This is a genomic window from Crateriforma conspicua, assembly GCF_007752935.1.
Lineage (GTDB): Bacteria > Planctomycetota > Planctomycetia > Pirellulales > Pirellulaceae > Crateriforma > Crateriforma conspicua.
In genome coordinates, this window is record NZ_CP036319.1 from 2,454,160 (window position 1) to 2,474,860 (window position 20,701).

10 protein-coding genes are annotated in these 20,701 nt (G+C 58.7%); all 10 read left to right on the forward strand.

Annotated elements, in window-relative coordinates; all coding sequences use genetic code 11:
• The first annotated feature begins 340 nt into the window (after positions 1-340).
• Positions 341-4,060: a DNA-directed RNA polymerase subunit beta gene (gene rpoB / locus Mal65_RS09480; protein ID WP_145296486.1), complete on the forward strand. Its 3,720-nt coding sequence runs from the start codon at positions 341-343 to the stop codon at positions 4,058-4,060.
• Positions 4,061-4,168: 108 nt separating this feature from the next.
• Entirely contained in the window at positions 4,169-8,518 is a 4,350-nt protein-coding gene (gene rpoC, locus Mal65_RS09485; RefSeq protein ID WP_145296489.1) for a DNA-directed RNA polymerase subunit beta', read from the forward strand.
• Between the two features lie 919 nt (positions 8,519-9,437).
• Positions 9,438-10,124 carry a cytochrome c3 family protein gene (locus Mal65_RS09490; protein WP_145296492.1) on the forward strand — a complete coding sequence of 229 codons (687 nt, stop codon included), beginning with the start codon at positions 9,438-9,440 and terminating at the stop codon, positions 10,122-10,124.
• A gap of 155 nt (positions 10,125-10,279) precedes the next feature.
• Positions 10,280-13,660, forward strand: a complete 3,381-nt coding sequence (locus tag Mal65_RS09495; RefSeq protein ID WP_145296495.1) for a TAT-variant-translocated molybdopterin oxidoreductase — start codon at positions 10,280-10,282, stop codon at positions 13,658-13,660.
• 91 nt (positions 13,661-13,751) lie between these two features.
• Complete coding sequence (gene nrfD, locus Mal65_RS09500) at positions 13,752-15,164, forward strand: NrfD/PsrC family molybdoenzyme membrane anchor subunit (protein ID WP_145296498.1); 1,413 nt, start codon at positions 13,752-13,754, stop codon at positions 15,162-15,164.
• Between the two features lie 7 nt (positions 15,165-15,171).
• A complete protein-coding gene (locus Mal65_RS09505; protein WP_145296501.1) occupies positions 15,172-16,665 on the forward strand; it encodes a quinol:electron acceptor oxidoreductase subunit ActD in 1,494 nt (497 codons plus the stop codon).
• A 106-nt stretch (positions 16,666-16,771) separates the two neighbouring features.
• Positions 16,772-18,031, forward strand: coding sequence for a hypothetical protein (locus Mal65_RS09510; protein WP_145296503.1), 1,260 nt, complete (start codon positions 16,772-16,774; stop codon positions 18,029-18,031).
• Positions 18,032-18,142: 111 nt separating this feature from the next.
• Positions 18,143-18,460, forward strand: coding sequence for a hypothetical protein (locus tag Mal65_RS09515; RefSeq protein ID WP_145296506.1), 318 nt, complete (start codon positions 18,143-18,145; stop codon positions 18,458-18,460).
• 19 nt (positions 18,461-18,479) lie between these two features.
• Entirely contained in the window at positions 18,480-19,481 is a 1,002-nt protein-coding gene (locus Mal65_RS09520) for an SCO family protein (RefSeq protein WP_196784716.1), read from the forward strand.
• Between the two features lie 114 nt (positions 19,482-19,595).
• Complete coding sequence (locus Mal65_RS09525; protein WP_145296508.1) at positions 19,596-20,666, forward strand: cytochrome c oxidase subunit II; 1,071 nt, start codon at positions 19,596-19,598, stop codon at positions 20,664-20,666.
• Positions 20,667-20,701: the final 35 nt, after the last annotated feature.

Consider the following 20,701-nt stretch of genomic DNA (forward strand, 5'->3'; position numbering starts at 1 on the left):
TTGCTAGGTTACCGCGGTGATTATCGGCCCCGGATTTGCGCACTGCGTATTGCTTGATTCAGCCCTCTCCGGGCGGACGACTCTGTCCCGCCCCAAATACTGCCTGACGAGGTTTCCCGACGTGGGTCGGCCGCCATTGCGGTCTGACTTGGTGACGTCGCGGCGACTCCGCTGAACGTTCGCGCCGCAAACGCTTCGCACGCACGGATGACATTCTTCCCAATTCACGCAGCCCCGATTCTTGTTTCCGACCGCTTCGGCGGTGCCTGTCGTTAGATCCGACGCCGATTCTCCCTGACCCGAGCCAATCGTTTTTCCTCTTTGGAGCCACCCACCCACTATGGCAACGACCAGCAAGCGACGCCTGGAACCGACCGAAATTCGCAAGTTTGGCACCGGCCTTGGAAGCTTCGAACTGCCAGATTTGACGGCCCTGCAGACCGCCTCGTACGCGGATTTCTTGCAGGAGGAAGTGGAGCCGCAAAAGCGAAAGGATTTCGGCCTGGAAAGTGTGCTTCGTGAAATCTTTCCGATCGAAAGTTACGACGGAAACACGACGCTGGAATACCTGTACTACGAACTGGGCAAGCCCCGCTACACCAGTCAGGAATGTCGCCAGTTGCGACTGACCTATGGCCGTCCGCTGCGGATTTGGCTGCGGCTGAATCGTGAAGAGCCGCACGAGGAAGAGGTCTATCTGGGCGACCTGCCGATCATGATGGGCGGCGGTGAATTCATCATCAACGGTGCCGAGCGTGTTGTCGTCAGCCAGTTGCACCGCAGTCCCGGTGTCGACTTTGTCTTGGAACAGGACACGACGACCGACCGTAAATTGCCCAGTTGCCGTGTGATCCCCGAACGTGGTTCGTGGATCGAAGTCAACGTGACCAAAAAGGATTCGTTGACCGTCCGGATCGACCAGAGTGGTAAGTTTGCGGCGACCACGTTGCTGCGTGCGATGGACCCGCGTTTGTCGACCGACGCGGACCTGCTGAACGCGTTCTACGAAACCTACACCGAAAAGCTGGACAGCAGTTCGGCCGAAAAGATCGAGGGCCGTATCGCCGTCGACGACATCGTGTACCCCCGTGGTCACGAACGTGCCGGTGAAATCTTTGTCGAAGCCGGTCACCGGATCAGCAAGGACGTCGCCGAGAAGATCGTCACCGCGGAGGTGAAGTCGGTCGAGTTGATGAATGCCCCCAAGGTGCCATTGATCTTCAATACCTTGGGTGAAGACAACACCGCCAGCCACGAAGAAGCGTTGCTGCGGATCTATCAGCGTCTGCGTCCGGGTAACCCGCCGCAGCTGGAAAAGGCCAAGACGCTGTTCGATGAAAAGTTCTACGACAGCAACCGTTATCGCTTGGGCAAGGTCGGTCGGTTCCGCTTGAATCGCAAGCTGGATTTGGGCGTCGCCGAGTCGGAAATGACGCTGCGTCCGGACGACATGATCGCCGCGATCCGCTACCTGATCGACTTGTTCGATCCGGACACCGGTGCGGAGATCGATGACATTGACCACTTGGGCAACCGTCGTCTGCGAACGATCGACGAATTGGCCTGCGAAGAACTCCGCAAGGGCTTCCTGAAGCTGCGACGGACCGTCCAGGAACGGATGAGTGTCAAGGACGCCCAGGACATGACCCCGCGTTCGCTGATCAACCCCAAGAGCGTTTCGGCGGCGATCGATTACTTCTTCGGCCGTGGCGAACTTTCACAGGTCGTTGACCAGACCAACCCGTTGTCACAGTTGACTCACGAGCGACGTTTGTCGGCGTTGGGTCCGGGCGGTTTGAACCGGAAACGGGCGGGCTTCGAAGTCCGGGACGTCCACATTTCTCACTACGGTCGAATCTGTCCGATTGAAACGCCGGAAGGCACGAACATCGGTCTGATCAGTTCGTTGGCGATTTTTGCCGGTGTCGATGATTACGGTTTCTTGGTCACGCCCTATCGCAAGGTCGACGAAGGAAAGGTCACCGACGACGTCGTTTGGCTGCGTGCCGACGAAGAAAGCGAATCTTACGTCGCGCCGGCCGATACCGAGGTCAAGGACGGTGCGTTGGTGCCGGGGCCGAACATGATCGCCCGCTTCCGCAGCGACTTTGAAATCGTCCAACCGACCCAGGTCCACTACATGGACGTCGCGCCGGCCCAGATGGTCGGTGTGTCGGCCGGTCTGATTCCTTTCCTGGAACACGACGACGCGAACCGCGCGTTGATGGGTTCGAACATGCAGCGGCAAGCCGTGCCTCTGTTGGTCGCCGAACCACCGATCGTCGGAACCGGGATGGAACGAGAAGTTGCCAAGAACAGTTCGATGGTCATCCGGGCTCGGCGAGCCGGGAAGGTCACCCGCGCCGATGCGACCCGCATCGAGATCGGTAGCGACCATTACGAGCTGAAGAAGTACCAGGGCTTGAACGAGCGGACCTGCCAAAACCAAAAGCCGCTGGTCACGGTCGGTGACAAGGTCGAAAAAGGCCAAATCATTGCCGACGGTGCCGCCACCCGGAATGGTGAATTGGCGCTCGGCCGAAACGTCTTGGTCGGGTTCATGTCGTTCGAAGGCTTCAATTACGAAGACGCGATCATCATCAGCGAAGAACTGGTTCGCAACGACACCTACACGTCGATCCACATCGAAGACTTCGACGTGGAAATTCGCGAAACCAAGCTGGGTCGCGAAGAATTTACTCGCGATATTCCCAACGTTTCCGAAAAAGCGTTGGCCGCGTTGGACGAAAGCGGCATCGTTCAGGTCGGAACCTATGTGAAGCCGGGCGACATCCTGGTCGGCAAGGTATCACCGAAGTCCAAGACCGAATTGACGCCGGAAGAAAAGCTGTTGCACGCGATCTTTGGTCGTGCCGGTGAAGACGTGAAGAACGATTCGCTGGAAGTCCCCTCGGGGATCGAAGGGATCGTCATCGACACCCAGAAGTTCTCGCGTCGAATGAGTCTGTCGGACGAAGAACGCAAGGCGTTCGAGCGTGAACTGAAAGAAACCGAAACGACGGGCAACGCGGAAATCGCCAGCACGTTCGAATCGTTCATTCGCGACTTGGAAGAAGCGGCCGGCAAGAAGCTGAAGGACACCACCGGGACCCCGTTGGCCGACGGCCAGGATCCCAAGTTCGTCGCCGAGCGGGCCAACGTGTTCCGCATCGACCACGCCATGGACCAGGTCGAAGACGAGGAAAAGAAGCAAGCCGTCCACCAGGTTTACAAGAACCAGTGGGGGAACGTCGAAAACGCGTTGGATAACCGCGACCGCAAGCTGAACAGCATGAAGCGTGGCGATGAACTTCGCAGCGGCGTGTTGCAAATGGTCAAGGTTTACATCGCGACCAAGCGTTGCATCAGCGTCGGCGACAAGATGGCCGGTCGTCACGGAAACAAAGGGGTGATCGCCAAGATCTTGCCGATCGAAGACATGCCCTTCCTGCCCGACGGCACGCCGATCCAAATCATGTTGAACCCGCTGGGTGTTCCCAGCCGGATGAACGTGGGACAGATTTTGGAAACTCACTTGGGCTGGGCCGGTGCCAAGATGGGCTTCCAAGCGATCACGCCGGTGTTCGACGGTGCCAGCGAAGAAGACATCAACCAGGTGTTGGCTGACGCGGAATTGCCCGCCCACGGAAAGGTTCGACTGCGTGACGGTCGCACCGGTGAACCGATGGAGCAGGAAACCACGGTGGGTTACATCTACATGTTGAAGCTGCACCACTTGGTCGACGACAAGGTTCACGCACGTTCCACGGGCCCGTATTCGTTGATCACCCAACAACCGCTGGGCGGCAAGGCTCGCTTCGGCGGACAACGGTTCGGGGAAATGGAAGTCTGGGCACTGGAAGCTTACGGTGCCGCTTACATCCTGCAGGAACTGTTGACGGTGAAGTCCGACGACGTCGAAGGTCGTACGAAGATCTACGAATCGATGGTCAAGGGCGAAAACACGTTGGAAGCCGGCACGCCCGCCAGCTTTGACGTGTTGACCAATGAAATCCGCGGCCTGGCGTTGAACATGCAGCTGGAGAAACGCCCGATCTGATACGAGGTGAAAGGTAACGGCCCGGCGGCCCATCGGTCGGCCGGCCGTTATCGATCAGCGACGTCCCAAACCAGTCACCTGAAACCCAAAACCTGACACCTTTCCATCATGAGCATCGGCGAAACCAGCAATTACGATCGCATCAACGATTACGCCAGCGTTCGGATCTCGCTTGCCCGTCCCCAGGACATCAAAAGTTGGTCGTTCGGCGAAGTCAAAAAGCCGGAAACGATCAACTACCGGACCTATCGCCCGGAAAAAGACGGTCTGTTTTGCGAACGTATTTTCGGACCTGAAAAGGACTGGGAATGCGCCTGCGGTAAATACCGCGGGATGAAATACAAGGGCATGATCTGTGACCGTTGTGGCGTGAAAGTCACACACAGCCGTGTCCGCCGCAAGCGAATGGGCCACATCGAATTGGCCGCGCCGGTCGTGCACATTTGGTTCTTCAAAGCCATGCCGTCGCGACTGGGTAACCTGTTGGCAATGAAGACCAGTTCGCTGGAAAAAGTCATTTACTTCCAAGATTACGTCGTGATCGACAAGGGATCGACGGACCTGGAAGAACAGCAACTGTTGACCGAAGAGGAATACCGCGCCGCGCGGACGCAGTACGGACCCGGTTCGTTCGAAGCCGACATGGGCGCCGAGGCGGTCCGCAAGCTGTTGAACAAATTGAACTTGGTTGAATTGTCCGATCAGTTGCGCAAAGAGCTGGATGAAACCGGCAGCAAGCAAAAGAAAAAGGACCTGATCAACCGACTGAAGATCGTCGAATCGATCCGTGACAGCGACAACCGTCCGGAATGGATGGTGCTGGACGTGATCCCCGTGATCCCGCCGGATCTGCGTCCGTTGGTCTTGTTGGACAGCGGTAACTTCGCCACCAGCGATTTGAACGACCTGTATCGACGGATCATCAACCGGAACAACCGGCTGCGCAAGCTGGTCGATCTGAACGCGCCGGAAGTCATCATTCGCAACGAAAAGCGGATGTTGCAACAGTCCGTCGATGCGTTGTTCGACAACAACCGCTGCAAGCGTCCGGTGTTGGGATCATCCAACCGTCCGCTGAAATCCTTGACCGACATGATCAAGGGGAAACAAGGTCGTTTCCGCGAGAACCTGTTGGGTAAGCGTGTCGATTACTCGGCACGTAGCGTGATCGTGGTCGGTCCGCGTCTGAAGCTGCACCAGTGTGGTTTGCCCAAGAAGATCGCACTGGAACTGTACCAACCGTTCATCATCCGTCGCCTGAAGGAACTGGGCCACGCCGACACGATCAAGTCGGCCAAGAAGATGCTGGAGCGGAAGGATGAAGAGGTCTGGGATATCCTGGAACAAGTCATCACCAACCACCCCGTGTTGCTGAACCGGGCCCCGACGCTTCACCGGATGGGGATCCAAGCGTTCGAACCGACCTTGGTGGAAGGCAACGCGATCCACCTACACCCGTTGGTTTGCAAAGGCTTCAACGCCGACTTCGACGGTGACCAGATGGCGGTCCACTTGCCGCTTTCGATCGAAGCCCAGGTGGAAGCCCACACGTTGATGATGTCGACCAACAACGTGTTCGCGCCGTCCAACGGTAAGCCGATCATGAGCCCGTCGCAGGACATCGTCATGGGTTGCTATTACGCGACCTGTGAATTGCCCGGTCGCCCCGGCGAAGGCATGGTGTTCGGGACGTTCGAAGAAGTCGAAATGGCGTTGGCCCAGGGCAAGGTGGAACTGCACACCAAGATCAAGATGCGGTTGCCCAAGTACCAGCGTCTGAAAACCGAAGACGACAGCGCCAAGTACGGTGCGGTGATCGAAACCACGCCGGGCCGCGTTCGCTTCAACGAAATGCTGCCCAAGGGCATGGACTTTTACAACAAAGCCATGCGAAGCAGTGATTTGGCCGAATCGATCAGTGATTGTTACCAACGGCTGGGACGTCGCGCGACGATCCACTTGTTGGACGACATGATGCAGATGGGCTTCCGCGAATCGACCCGCAGCGGTCTGTCGTTCGCGACCGACGACTTGGTGACCCCCGATACCAAGCAGGACTACATCAAGTCCGCGGAAAAGGAGGTCATGAAGTACAAGAAGGCCTATGATCGCGGTCAGATGACCGGCAAGGAGCGGTACAACCAGGTCTTGGACGCTTGGACCAACGCCCGCGAAGCCATCACGAAAGACATGATGGAGGCGATGGAGAACGACATCCGCGAAGGCGGTTGGTATATCAACCCGGTGTACCTGATGTCGCACTCCGGTGCTCGGGGTGGTATCGCCCAGATTCGTCAGCTGGCCGGGATGCGTGGTCTGATGGCCAAGCCCACCGGTGAAATCATCGAAACGCCTATCAAGGCGAACTTCCGCGAAGGCCTGTCGGTGCTGGAATACTTCAGTTCGACCCACGGTGCCCGAAAGGGTCTGGCCGATACCGCGCTGAAGACCGCCGACAGTGGTTACCTGACGCGGAAATTGGCCGACGTCGCGCAGAACGTCGTCATCACGATGGAAGACTGTGGCACGACCCAAGGGATCACCAAGGGTGTCGTGTACCGCGGCGAAAAGGTCGAAGTCCGCTTGGCCGATTCGATCAACGGTCGCGTCAGCCTGCAGTCGATCGTTAACCCGGTGACCGACGAAGTCATCGTGGCCGAGGGCGAAATGATCACTCCGGTCATTGCACGCAAGATCGAAGCGATGGGATTGGAAAAGATCCAAGTCCGGTCGCCCATGTGCTGCGATGCTCCGCTGGGTGTCTGTCGCCGCTGCTATGGCATGGACATGTCCACCGGTGCGATGGTCGAAGAAGGCATGGCCGTCGGTATCATCGCCGCCCAGTCGATCGGTGAACCCGGTACGCAGTTGACCATGCGGACGTTCCACATCGGTGGTTCTGTGTCCAAACAGGTCGAAGAGTCCGACATCAAGTCGAAGAAGGCCGGGAAGATCCGTTTGACCCGGATGCGAAGTGTCACCAATACCAGTGGCCGCGACATCGCGTTGACGCGAAACGGCGAAATCATGCTGGTCGATGATCGCGATCGTGAAATCGAATCGTACGAAGTCCCGCTCGGTTCGACTTTGATGGTCAAGGACGGCGACACCGTCACCGCCGGTCAAATCCTGTGCGAATGGAACCCGTACGCGATTCCGATTCTGTCGGAAACGACCGGGAAGATTCGTTTCGAAGACGTCGTCGATGGCGAAACCGCGCGGACCGAACGCGAAGCGTCCGGTAACGAACGGGTGATGATCATCGACCACAAGGGTGACCTGCACCCGCAGATTGTGATCGAAGACGAAGACGGCAAGCCGTTGGACGTCCAGTACCTGCCCGAACGGGCGTCGATCAGCGTCAAAGAAGGCGTGGAAGTCACCCCCGGTACGGTGCTGGCCGAAATGCCGCGTGAAGGTGGCGGTGTCCACGACATCACCGGCGGTCTGCCTCGGGTCACCGAGATCTTCGAAGCTCGTAAGCCCAAGGATCCGGCGGTGATCGCCGAGGTCGATGGTGAGGTCGAGATTTTGACCGAACGCAAACGCGGCAAGCGGACGATCATCGTTCGCAGCGAATCCGGGATCGAACGCGAACACTTGGTGCCGCACGGCAAGCACTTCCTGGTGCACAGCGGCGACATCGTCAAAGCCGGACAGGCACTGGTCGATGGCCCGCTGGTCCCGCACGACATCCTGCGTGTCAGTGGCGAGGAAGCCGTGCAGCAGTACTTGTTGCACGAAATCCAGCAGGTGTACCAATCGCAGCGTGTGGAAATCAACGACAAGCACGCCGAAATCATCATCGCGCGAATGCTGCGAAAGGTGAAGATCGAAACCAGCGGCGATACCAACCTGTTGCCCGGCTTGGTCATGGACCGATTCCAGTTCCGTCAAGCCAACCAGGAACTTTCCGGTCGCATCAAGATCAAGGATCCCGGCGACAGCGATTTCACCGAAGGTCAGATCATCCCGAAAGAATTGTTGGAACAAACCAACGCCGAAATCGAAGCCTTGGGCGGCACACCCGCCAAGGGCAAGCGGCCCAAGAGTGCGACCGCATCGACCCAGTTGCTGGGGATCACCAAGGCGGCGGTTCAGTCCAACAGTTTCATCAGTGCCGCGTCGTTCCAAGAAACCACCAAGGTGCTGACCGAGGCCGCTTTGGCCGGCAAGGTCGACCGTCTGGTGGGTCTGAAGGAAAACGTGATTCTGGGTCACCTGATTCCGGCCGGTACCGGTTTCCGTGTCTTCCAGGAATCCGAGGTGAACTATCGCCGCGAAGCCCTGGAAGAACTGGCCAACGCCCCGGCACAGATGATGGAAGAAAGCTTCCCGCTGCTTAGCGAAGGGGCCGACGCATCGTCGACCGCCGAAGGGGCGACTCCCCAGCCCGCACCGGGGGAATTGGGTTCGACCGGCGAGACGCTGGACAGCCACAGCGGCGGACAAGACTGATCGTCGGTTTCGCCGGACACCAAAAGCCGTCGGTGCCGATGGGGGCCGGCGGCAAGGTCCGGCGGTATTCCGCCAAGCCATTTCAGTTGCCCGGGGCTTTGCCCCAAGGCGACATTGAATGAACTTTGAAAGCCCGGCAGGCACCCGTCATCGGTGGCCGCCGGGTTTTTTCATGCGCGGTGCGGTGAATCGGTATTTTGCGGTGCGGCCATTCGACGCAGGCGGGGTCGAAAGCAAGGGCGTGCAGGTCGTGCGGAATGGGCGATCCGGTGTGCGGATGTGGGTCAGGCGATGGGCCAGGATTGACCAGATTTTGCCGTATATTGCGACGTCGTTATCCCAGGCCGCTGATCCCGAACTTGGGGCGAAAAGAAAAATGCGGCAGAATGTCGCGGAGCCGTGCGTGGCCTTGCCACGAACTCGGCTTCGCGGTGATACTGCCGACCCGCAACTGCGACAATTTTTCGTCGGCGATCGGTACGGACGACATCAGGAACGATGGCGGCCCGCATATGTCCCGCCCCTGGAATTGGGATCTTCCTTTTTCGGCGGCGTTGGCAGGATCGGTCAACGACGACTTGGCTTTGCGATCGGTAGTCCGGCGTGCCAGTGATGGCGGGTCGGCCGCGTGAAATGGCTTGGGCGATGCGTCGGCAATGATGCATTGAACCGGGCACCCCGACGCGGGCCTTACCGGTGAATCGTCAAGTGATGGCGTCGACCGCATCGCGGTTGATCCGGAAACCGATTGGACGTGGCGACGGCGCCGACGGTCGGGGACCGACGCGATGGCTGATCGGATGTGACCGCCGGCCGAAAAATCGCGTGTCCATGACCGGCCTGTCGCCGGTGCGGATGAATGGACACTGACAACGAATCTTGACCGAAACTTGAAGAAGCCTCTCTGAGGCGAACGAGCATGCAACGGTTTCTGTTTCCCCGCTGGGTCAACCCTTTTCTAGCGGTGCTCGGTTTGGCCGCAATCGGCGGCGCGGGCTATGCCGCGGTGATGGGCGGTTTGATTACCGACCCTGAAACGCTGAACGTCGGATACAAGCCGGAACAGCCGGTGCCGTTCAGCCACGCGCTGCACGCCGGCCAGTTGAAGATGGATTGTCGCTATTGCCACAACACCGTCTTTGATGCGGCCCACGCGGCGGTGCCTCCGACGGCGACGTGCATCAATTGCCACAGCCCGGCCAACGCCGATGGCCAGACCGCACTGGCGGCCGTCCGGACCGACAGCCCCAAGTTGTTGCCGATCCACGAAAGCTGGTTGACGGGCAAAAGCGTCGCTTGGAAACGCGTGCACAACCTGCCGGAATACGTTTACTTCAACCACGCCGCCCACGTGAATTCCGGGGTCAGTTGCAAGACGTGTCACGGTCGGATCGACCAGATGGAAGTCGTCTATCAGCACGAGCAATTGTCGATGGCGTGGTGCATCGATTGTCACCGCAATTTCAAGAAGGAACTGCGGCCACAGGAATTCGTCACCAAGTTGGATTGGCAACCGCCGGCCGACTGGGACGACGAAGCCATCGAGGCTCACGTTCAAGAGTTCAATATCAATCCACAAGTCCACTGTGCGGTGTGTCACCGCTGATCGGCCGCCCGGTGGCCTTCGCTGATTCGGTGGTCGGGGCGAATGACGCCACCGCCGAATCGCATCCAGGCAGCACGGCAATTTGCAAAGGATCGCCCCGCGGCGGTCAAAGCGTCAACAAGCCAACTCCTTTCTGAATCGCAGACCAGTTCGACATGGCTCGTCCTTCTGAAACATCATCGTCCGCCGCCGCCAACGGCCGACCGGCATCGTCATCCAAGAACCGTTCGCGGTTTTGGCGAAGTCTGTCCGATTGGCAGCAAAGCGAAGACTTTGACCAGTACCTGCATCGCGAATTTCCGGTCGCCGCATCGGAGTTTCCCGAAGGCGTGTCGCGCCGTCGGTGGATGCAAATCATGGGCGCTTCGCTGGCGATGGCCGGCGTGGCCGGATGCCGATATCCGGAAGAGTTGATCGCGCCGTTCGTGCTGCGTCCCGAGGGCCGTGTCCCCGGGGAACGATACCTGCGAGCGACCAACGTCGAATTGGCCGGCCGCGTTTACCACTTGCTGATCAGTTGTGTCGACGGTCGGCCGTTGAAGGTCGAACCGAATACCGATCACCCCGCCGGTGGCGGCACCGATGTCTATTCGCAAGCGTCGATCCTGTCGCTGTTCGATCCCGACCGTGCCCGTGTCGACGATGGTCCTTTGGCCAAAGCGTCTGAGAACGGACGACGCGTGGCCGCCGACTGGGATGAATTCACACGTTACGGCCAAGCCCTGATTCGCACGGCGGAATCCAGCAAAGGCCGCTCGTTTGCTTTGTTGATGCAACCCACGCGATCGCCGTCGACCGTGCGGATGATCAAGCAGTTGCAGTCGAAGTTGCCCGAGATGACGATCGCTCGTTACGACTCGGTCACCAACGAAGTCATGCGGAAAGCGACGACCCAGGCGTTCGGCAAACCCGCACAGCAAGTTCTGAATCTGGCCGACGCCAAGAACATCGTCACGTTGGAAGCCGACGTGCTGGGCCGTGACGCCGGGTTCGTCAACAATGCCGCCGGCTTTGCCCAGTCGCGTGACCCGAATTCCGAATCGATGAGCCGGTTGTACGTCGTCGAAGGCGGGTACACCCAAACCGGCGCAACGGCCGACGCGCGGTTGTCGCTGCGTCCCAGCCAAATGGCGGCCTTCTTGGCCGAACTGGAACGTCGTGTTGATGCGGCGTCGGGTGAATCGGCCGATGAGGAAATGAAGCCTGACACGCCCTACGATCAACTGGATCACGCCGGCCGACTGGAACGCTTCATTGCCAGTGTGGCGAGCGACATCGCCGCTTCGCCCGCGGACAGCGTGGTCGTCGTCGGCGAACACTTGGGGCCCGAGGCGATTGCCGCCGGCATTCGGCTGAACCAAAAGCTCGGTTCGCTGGGCAAGTTGCAAACGTTCACCTCCCCCGCCGACGCTGAAATCGAAGGCTCCGTTTCGATTGCCGAATTGGCCGACAAAATCGGTGCCGGCGAAATCGATTCGCTGGTCATCGTTGACGGCAACCCGGTGTTCACCGCACCGGCCGACGTGGACCTGGCGGCCGCCATCGCCGCGGTCGACAACTCGGTTTATTTGGGCGAATACGACGACGAAACCGGTGCCGTTTGCAAATGGTCGGTTCCGGTCAGCCATCCGCTGGAAAGCTGGAACGATACCGTCGACGATCACGGTTATTACGGCGTCACCCAGCCACAGATCTTGCCGTTGCTTTCGGGCAAAACGGTACCCGAAACGCTGGCCTTGATGATGGGCTTGCCCGCAACGTCAGGCGAACAGATCGTCCGGGCCACGGCCGAACAAGTCTCCGGTGCGTCGGTCAGTAACCGCCAATGGCGAAAGCTGCTGCACGACGGTTATGCCAAGGACTTGAAGCAAGGCGACGAGGAATTCACGCCCAGCGGTGACGCCCCCACGGCGGACGCCGACTCGCTGGTCGTCGTTGAACAAGCCGACAAGGATGACATCGAAGTCATCTTCCATGCCGCCGATGGCATTTTTGACGGTCGGTTTGCCAACAACGGTTGGCTGCAAGAATTGCCACAGTCGATCACCAAGGTGACCTGGGACAACGCGGCGGTGATGAGCCCGTCGACCGCGTCAGTGATCGATATTCATCACGGTCAAATGGTGACCATCCGTAACAGCGACGGCGTGAAAGTGACGTTGCCGGTTTACGAGTTGCCCGGATGTGCTCCCGGCGTGATCAGCGTGCCGATCGGCTACGGCCGCGAGCGTGCCGGAGTGGTCGGCGGACTTGCCAGCGAAGAAATCGAAGCGGTCGGTGTGGATGTCCAGCCGATTCGGTTCAGCGACGCGATGTTGCTGGCCACGTCGATGGAAGCACGCCGTGTCGAAACCGCCTACGACTTGGCAACGACCCAGGATCACTGGGCGATCGACGAACTGGGACGCGAAGAAACCGAAGCCCGCAGTTTCAGCTTGGTCCGCGAAGGCACCACGGCACTGTTGAAGAAGCTGCCCGAGTTCGTGGAGGCCAAGTCGCCGCACGTGCCCGCGGTCGGACCCGACGGTTCGCTGTGGGAAGAACCGATCAACACGATCGAAAAGGAAGAGCCGAGCTTGCCACAGTGGGGCATGTCGATCGACCTGACCAAGTGCATCGGCTGTAACGCCTGTGTGGTGGCCTGTCAGAGCGAAAACAACGTGCCGATTGTCGGGCGTGAACAGGTCAAGAACAGCCGCGAAATGCACTGGCTGCGGATCGACCGGTATTTCCAAGGCGATTCCGAGTTCGCCGATGTGGTTCAAGAACCCGTCGCCTGCATGCACTGTGAAACGGCACCCTGTGAACAGGTTTGCCCGGTCGCCGCGACGGTGCACACCGACGAAGGCCTGAACGCGATGGCATACAACCGCTGCATCGGAACGCGGTACTGTGCCAACAACTGTCCGTTCAAAGTTCGGCGGTTCAACTACTTCAATTACAACAGCGACGTCGGCGTCGGCTACGGCATCGATGCTTACGAAAGCAACATCGAAAACGCCAGTCGCAAGCTTCAAGCTCTGGTCTTGAACCCCGACGTCACGGTTCGTGGCCGTGGGGTGATGGAAAAGTGCACGTACTGTGTCCAGCGGATCGAAGCCGCCAAGATCAACGCCCGCAAAGACGGCGGACGACCGATCGAAGACGGCGAAGTCGTCACCGCTTGTCAGTCGGCTTGTCCCACCAGTGCGATCGAGTTCGGTAACGTCGGTGATTCGGAATCCAAGGTCAGCAAGGCACGTGAAGACATTCGCAGCTATGGCATGCTGCCGCAGTTGAACGTCAAGCCGCGGACGACCTACATGGCCCGCATCCGCAACACGCCGGCGTCGTTGATGACGACGGCACAGTTGCACGATTTGGAACACCTGGAAGCGCCGCATCACGGTGACCACCACCATGGTGATGGCGACCACGACGGTCATGGTGACCAGGGGCACGGCGATCAGGCGCACGGCGATCACGACCATGCCGAATCGGGGCACGATCACGACGCACATGACGCCGGATCGGCCAAGCCCGCCGAGACGACTTAAACAATCGACGGTTTTTACGGACTGACTTTCAAGGCTGGCCCAGCCGATTTTATCTGGCAACCTTTCACCGCTAACTGCATAACCGCTGATCATGGCACTTGCCGTACCCACAGGACTGGACAACACCAAAGAACGGCCGGGCGAACGCGCCCCGTTGGTGTTGGGTGATACGACGTATCACGACATCACTGAAATGGTTTCCAGCATTGCAGAAAAGCCACCCGGTCGGGCTTGGGTGCTGGGATTCATTGTGGCATTCGCCCTGCTGAACATGCTGGGCCTTTGTATCCTGTATTTGATCTACACCGGGGTCGGCGTCTGGGGAAACCGGGCACCGATCTTCTGGGGCTGGCCGATTGTGAACTTCGTGTTCTGGGTCGGGATCGGTCACGCGGGAACATTGATCAGTGCGATTCTGTATCTGTTCCGGCAAGAATGGCGAACCAGCATCAACCGTGCGGCCGAAGCGATGACGATCTTCGCGGTCGTCTGTGCGGGAACCTTCCCCGGGATCCACGTCGGTCGCGCTTGGTTGGCTTACTGGTTGGCACCGTATCCCAGTTTGAACCTTTGGATGTGGCCGCAGTTCCGCAGCCCGCTGTTGTGGGACGTTTTCGCGGTCAGCACCTACGCGACGGTCTCACTGTTGTTCTGGTACATGGGGATGGTGCCCGACTTGGCAACATTCCGCGACCGCAGCAAAAACAAATGGCGTCGAATGGCTTACGGCATCCTGTGCTTGGGATGGAGCGGTTCGTCGCGTCACTGGATGCGATACGAAAAAGCCTATGCCTTGTTGGCCGCTTTTGCCGCCCCGCTGGTTTTGTCGGTGCACACGATCGTGTCGTTTGACTTTGCGGTTTCGCAGGTCCCCGGTTGGCACACAACGATTTTCCCGCCGTACTTCGTCGCCGGGGCGATCTTCAGCGGCTTCGCGATGGTGATCACGCTGATGGTCCCGGCACGGAAGATTTTCAGCCTGGAAAAGATCATCACGCTGCGGCACTTGGACAACATGACGCGGATCATCCTGGCCACCGGCATGATCGTCGGTCTGGCATACGGGACCGAGTTCTTCATTGCCTGGTACGGCCAAGTTCCCGAAGAAAAATTCGCGTTCATCAACCGTGCCTTCGGGCCTTACGCCTGGGCGTATTGGACGATGATCACCTGCAACGTGATCAGCCCCAACCTGTTCTGGTTCAAGAAAGTTCGCACGACGCCCTGGATGATGTGGGTCGTGTCGATCTTTGTGAACATCGGCATGTGGTTCGAACGTTTCGTGATCACCGTGACCAGTTTGTCACGCGATTACTTGCCCAGCGCATGGGCCTACTTTGAACCGACCTGGGTCGATTGGGCGATGTTGGTCGGATCGTTCGGCCTGTTCTTTACCCTGTTCTTGTTGTTCTGCAAGTTCATGCCGGTCGTGAACATGGCGGAAACCAAAGCGACGTTGGCACACGAGCTTCACCTTTCGCACTCCGGACACGGGGGGCACTGACGCAACGATGACTGAGCAAACCAAAGACAAGAAAGTTCACGGCGTCGTCGCCGAATACACGGACGTTGATTCGTTGATGGCCGCGTGCCGCCGGATCCGCGATGCGGGTTACAAGCGGACCGATGCCTTCACGCCCTTTCCGGTACACGGAATCGACGACGCGTTGGGCATCAAGCCGACCGTGTTGCCGTGGATCGCGCTCGGTGCCGGTGCCACCGGAACGATGATCGCTCTGGCGATGCAGATCTGGATGAACGGCATCGATTACCAGTACATCATTTCGGGCAAGCCGTTCATCAGTCTGCCGGCCTTCATTCCGGTGGCCTTTGAGTTGACGATTCTGTTGGCTTCCTTCGGGACGTTCTTCGGAATGTGGGCACTCAATGGGTTGCCTCGTTTCAGCAATCCGATCTTCACCAACCCGCGTTTCGATCGGGCGACCGACGACACGTTCTTTCTGTACATCGACGCTAAAGATCCACAGTTCGATCAGGCCGGTGTCGAGCGTTTGCTCGGTGACGCCGGGGGCGAACAGATCACCGCGGTGGTCGATGATGATACGCCGACGAAGATTCCGCGTTTCTTGTTGACCGCGATCGTTTCGGTCATCGCCCTGTCGATGATTCCGGCGTTGATCGTGGCGAAGATGCGGGTGACCACCAGCGACAAGCCCCGTTTCCACATCTTCATGGACATGGACCTGTCGCCCGCCAAAGACGCCCAACAGACGTCGACGCTGTTCGCCGATTTGCGTGCGATGCGTCCTGACGTTCCCGGCACCGTCGCGCGTGGTGCGTTCGACGGCAATTTGGATTACCTGACCGGCATCGACATGGAAGAACTGTCGATGACCGATGCCCCACGTGCACAGCGGCTGGTGGCCGCCTATGCCCAGGGCGATGACGCTTCGGCCCAGGCCGGTGGTGACGATGCTTCGGCTGATTCTGGCGACGCTGCTGCCCAGACGGACAAGACGCCTTGGTTGAAATCCAACCCGCTGGACGTCGACATGGACGTGGTGCAGCGTGGCCAAACCCAGTTCGGCATCTACTGTGCCACCTGTCACGGGTTGGACGGTCGCGGCAACGGATTGGTCAACCAGCGTGCCCAACGCATCTTGGCAACGGCCTGGGTGCCGCCGTCGAACATGCACGATCCGACGCTGTACCAGGACCAGTATCCCGACGGAAAACTGTTCAGCACGATCACCAATGGCGTCCGCAAAATGGCCGGATACGCATCACAGATCGAACCAGAAGACCGCTGGGCGATCGTGGCTTATGTCCGGGCGTTGCAGAAGAGTCAAAACGCTTCGCTGGACGAAGTCCCGGCGGCGGACCGCGGCACGATCGAAAAAGAAGTGGCCGACGTGAAGCAACAGTTGAAGGAAGCCGCGGAGGCCGAGCGTCAACGTCAAGAAGAAGCGGCCGCCAAAGCGGCTGCTGAGGAAGCCGAACAGGCGACCGAAGAAGCCGACGCTGATTCCGCCGACGACCAGTGATTGATGGTGTCGGTTGGCTCGCCAATTGGCGGACAGCCCGAACACCCCGACCTGACCTGAAATAACTTACATCCCCGTTCGTTCAAACAAGCATCCTGCGGTTCCGATGTCCGATCACGCGATCCAATCCAAACCCGCCGACGACCCGGCTTTTCAATTGCCGTCGTTGTTACAGGGCCTGACTTTTCCGCTGATCATCGCCGGTGTGTTGGCGTTGATCGCCGGTGCGGCTTTGGGCCACTTTGGCGTCAATCCGACGTTCGGCATGTCGGTCTACCTGACGTCGGTGATGTACGTTTTGACGATCGCCGTGGGCGCGTTGTTCTTTGTGCTGATCCAGCACTTGTGCAAGGCGGGTTGGAGCGTGGTCGTTCGGCGTGTCGCTGAATTGATGATGGTGATGATCATCCCGTTGGCGGTGTTGTTCATTCCCATTCTGGTTTCGTTCACCGGCGAAGGCGTGTTGTACAAATGGGACGACCCGGGCTATGCCGCCGCGACCGGGATCGACACCACGGTGTGGGGGGAAAAATCACGATGGCTGACGCCCGGTTGGTTCATCGTCCGCACGCTGATTTATTTCGCGATCTGGGGTGGATTGGCCGTCTGGTATTTCCGCTGCAGCCGCACGCAAGATGAAACCGGCGAACGCACGCTGACCGAATCGATGCAGGGTGCCGCCGGGCCGGCGATCATCGCGTTCGCCTTTGTGACCTCGTTCGCCGCTTTTGATTGGTTGATGAGCCTGGCACCGATGTGGTTCTCCACGATGTTCGGTGTTTACATTTTCACCGGCGGGATTTTGTCAGCACACTGTGCGATTGCGTTGTTCACCTTCCTGTTGCAGCGTCAGGGTGCCCTGCGTGACGAGGTCACCAAGGAACACTATCACGACCTGGGCAAACTGATCTTCGGATTCATATGCTTCTGGGGATACATCTCGTTCAGCCAGTACATGCTGATCTGGTACGGGAACATTCCGGAAGAAACGCACTGGTTTTACGAGCGATCACAGGGACCATTCCTGTCAATCAGCGCGCTGTTGATCGTCGCCCACTGGGCGGTTCCGTTCCTGGCGATCATGAGCCGTCACGTTCGTCGTCGTCCGGCGTTGGTCGCCCTCATCGGGGCGTACATCTTGGTGATGCACTTCATCGACATTTATTGGGTGGTGATTCCCGAAGCCGATCACGCCCACGAAGGCCTGGGCGTCGGCGGTGCGGTGGGCGTGCTGGCCAGTCTGGTATGCGTGCTGGGCATGGTCATGTTGATGGTCGGCCTGATGTTGAAGGTCGCCGGCAACACCCGTTTGATTGCGGTCCGCGATCCGCGGCTGCAAGAATCCTTGGCTTTCCACAACATCTGATCGGTTGATTCCCCCCCGGAAGTGTTGCCCACAGGCGTGCATGGCTCCTGGAGGGACGAATGAAAACGACGCGATTCGCGATCAAGAAATTTTGCAAAGGCACTGAAACCGATGGCACAATACGATGACCTCAACGGCGGACGAATTGCCCTGGTCGGGGTGATCTCCGTGGTCGTGACTGCGGTTACCGCACTGGCGGTCCAAGTCGCGTTTTATGCGATGGCTTCCTACAACGACACCAAGAAGCAGGCCGAAAGCGATTACCGCCGGCAAAACGAGTTCCTGATGAGCCAGGAAACGGAACTGGCCCAGTACGGCGTGGACCCCAGCAACGCCAACGTGACCATCCCGATCGAAAAGGCGATGGAACTGGTGGTGGCCGAAAGCCATTCGGAATCCCACGACGACGATTCAAACAACGAAATCTGAAAAACCTGCTGACACTGACGTGACTGTAAATCTTCCCCAGCAACGAATCGGCAATCTCGGCGACACGCCGGGGCGACGCGCACGACAGGTTTCGTGCGCCCGGCCGGGCTTCATCGCGGCCTATGCCGCGATGATCGTGTTGGCGGGGGCGGTCATGTTCGGTGGGCCCGTGTCCGCCCAACCGCTGCAGAGCGGCGAAGGGGTCTCGCTGAACAACTCGATTCCTCGCGAGGTTCGTTCGGTCACCGTGACGCAAAAGCTGGGTGAAACCATCCCCGCTGACGTCGTGATGACGGACTCGTCAGGAAAGTCCCTCTCGACCGGGGACCTGCTGGATGGTGAAATCCCGCTGTTGATCACGTTGAATTACAGCGACTGTCCGATGCTGTGCAACGTTCAGTTGAATGCTTTGGTGCAGTCGCTGGACGAACTGGAATTGAAGATCGGCGAAGACTTTCGTCTTCTCTCGCTCAGCATCGATCCGACCGAACCGACCGAAAAGGTCGCACAAACAAAAGAACGCTATCTGCAGGAAGTTCCCCGCCAAGGCGGTGCGAACGAGGGATGGCGGTTCTGTACCGCCCAGCAGGAACAGATCACCAAATTGGCCGATGCCCTCGGGTTCAGTTACGTCTATGACGAGCAATCCGGTGAATACTACCACCCGGCCATGTTGGCCTACGTCAGTCCCGACGGCGTCATCGTCCGTTACTCGCTGGACGTCGGATTCCCGGTGGACCAGTTGAAACTGTCGATCGTCGAAGCGGGCCAAGGCAAGGTCGGATCAGCCGTCGACCAGTTCGTACTGTGGTGTTACAGCTACGACCCGAACAAGAACAGTTATGTCCCGCAAGCTTGGAAACTGATGCGATTGGGCGGTTTTGTGACCGTCGGCGCATTGGTCACGGCTCTGCTGCCGTTTTGGGTGGGACGTCGTCGCCGCCCCGCCGGTGACCCGGCGAATGCATCCAGCGATCCCCCCGGTTCGCAACCCGATTCCGACTCCGCCGCGGCAAATTGACGCACAAGCCCCGCCGGACCATTGAATTATTTGGCGTCAGACGTGATCGTCGCACGATAGCAACGCGGTTCAATTTGTCGCACCGCCACGCAACCAACCCCATTCCGAATTGAAATGTTGGACCACAATCAACTGCCGCTGGCTGATGTCAACAAAAGCCTCTGGTTCCCCGAGCAAGCGTCTTCGTTTGCCGAAGGTGTGGACTGGGTCTATGACACGATCCTTTACATCAGCCTCGTTTTCTTCGTCGGCATCGTGATCGCCTTGGTTTGGTTTGCGATCAAGTACCACAAGAAGAAGGGCGAACCGGCCGAAAGTCAGACTTCGCACCACACGCCTTTGGAATTGCTGTGGTCGATCGGCCCGTCATTCCTGTTGGTCTACATGTTCGTCGTCGGTGCGATCAGCTACCTGGACATGCGGACCCCGCCCGAAGGATCGTACGAGATCGGCGTCGAAGCCTACAAATGGGGCTGGACGATGGATTACGGCGGCGGGACCTACCACCCCGAACTGCACCTGTTGTTGGATGAACCCACCAAGCTGTCGATGCGCAGCAGCGACGTGATTCACAGCCTGTTCATCCCGGCCTTTCGTGCCAAGAAGGACATCGTGCCGGGGCGATACAACTACATGTGGTTCAAGCCCACCGTCGCCAGCGAAAAGGTGTCCGTCGACGAATTGGCATCGGCCAAGAAGGAAACCGGTACCGACGCTTGGGATTACGACAAGTACCAGTTCACGCCCGACGGTTATCGCTTCTTTGATCTTTACTGTGCCGAATACTGTGGCAAAAGTCACAGCGAAATGCAGACGGTCGTGGTCGTTCACGAAACCCAAGAAGAATTGGACGCTTGGATCAAGGAAAAGGCATCGCGTCCTGACGACGTGGCTCCCGACGCTTGGGGAAAGACGCTGTACAACCAACGCGGTTGTGCCAGCTGTCACTCCATCGACGGCAGCAAGCGTGTCGGCCCGTCGTTCAAGGATTTGGCCGGTTCCACCCACGCGTTGGCCGACGGATCCAGTGTGACGGTTGACCCGAACTACATCCGTGAATCGATCCTGGAACCAAAGGCCAAAGTGGTCGCGGGATACAACCCCGTGATGCCCAGCTACAAAGGCCAACTGAGTGACGACGATATCGATTCGATCATCGCTTATCTGAAAACCCTGGCCGAGTGACGAAAACCGTTACCCCGCCAGAAAACCATTCATCG

Bases quoted from the DNA above. Each gene is read 5' to 3' on its own strand.
- rpoB (WP_145296486.1), top strand. From the start codon at position 341: ATGGCAACGACCAGCAAGCGACGCCTGGAACCGACCGAAATTCGCAAG.
- rpoC (WP_145296489.1), top strand. From the start codon at position 4,169: ATGAGCATCGGCGAAACCAGCAATTACGATCGCATCAACGATTACGCC.
- Mal65_RS09490 (WP_145296492.1), top strand. From the start codon at position 9,438: ATGCAACGGTTTCTGTTTCCCCGCTGGGTCAACCCTTTTCTAGCGGTG.
- Mal65_RS09495 (WP_145296495.1), top strand. From the start codon at position 10,280: ATGGCTCGTCCTTCTGAAACATCATCGTCCGCCGCCGCCAACGGCCGA.
- nrfD (WP_145296498.1), top strand. From the start codon at position 13,752: ATGGCACTTGCCGTACCCACAGGACTGGACAACACCAAAGAACGGCCG.
- Mal65_RS09505 (WP_145296501.1), top strand. From the start codon at position 15,172: ATGACTGAGCAAACCAAAGACAAGAAAGTTCACGGCGTCGTCGCCGAA.
- Mal65_RS09510 (WP_145296503.1), top strand. From the start codon at position 16,772: ATGTCCGATCACGCGATCCAATCCAAACCCGCCGACGACCCGGCTTTT.
- Mal65_RS09515 (WP_145296506.1), top strand. From the start codon at position 18,143: ATGGCACAATACGATGACCTCAACGGCGGACGAATTGCCCTGGTCGGG.
- Mal65_RS09525 (WP_145296508.1), top strand. From the start codon at position 19,596: ATGTTGGACCACAATCAACTGCCGCTGGCTGATGTCAACAAAAGCCTC.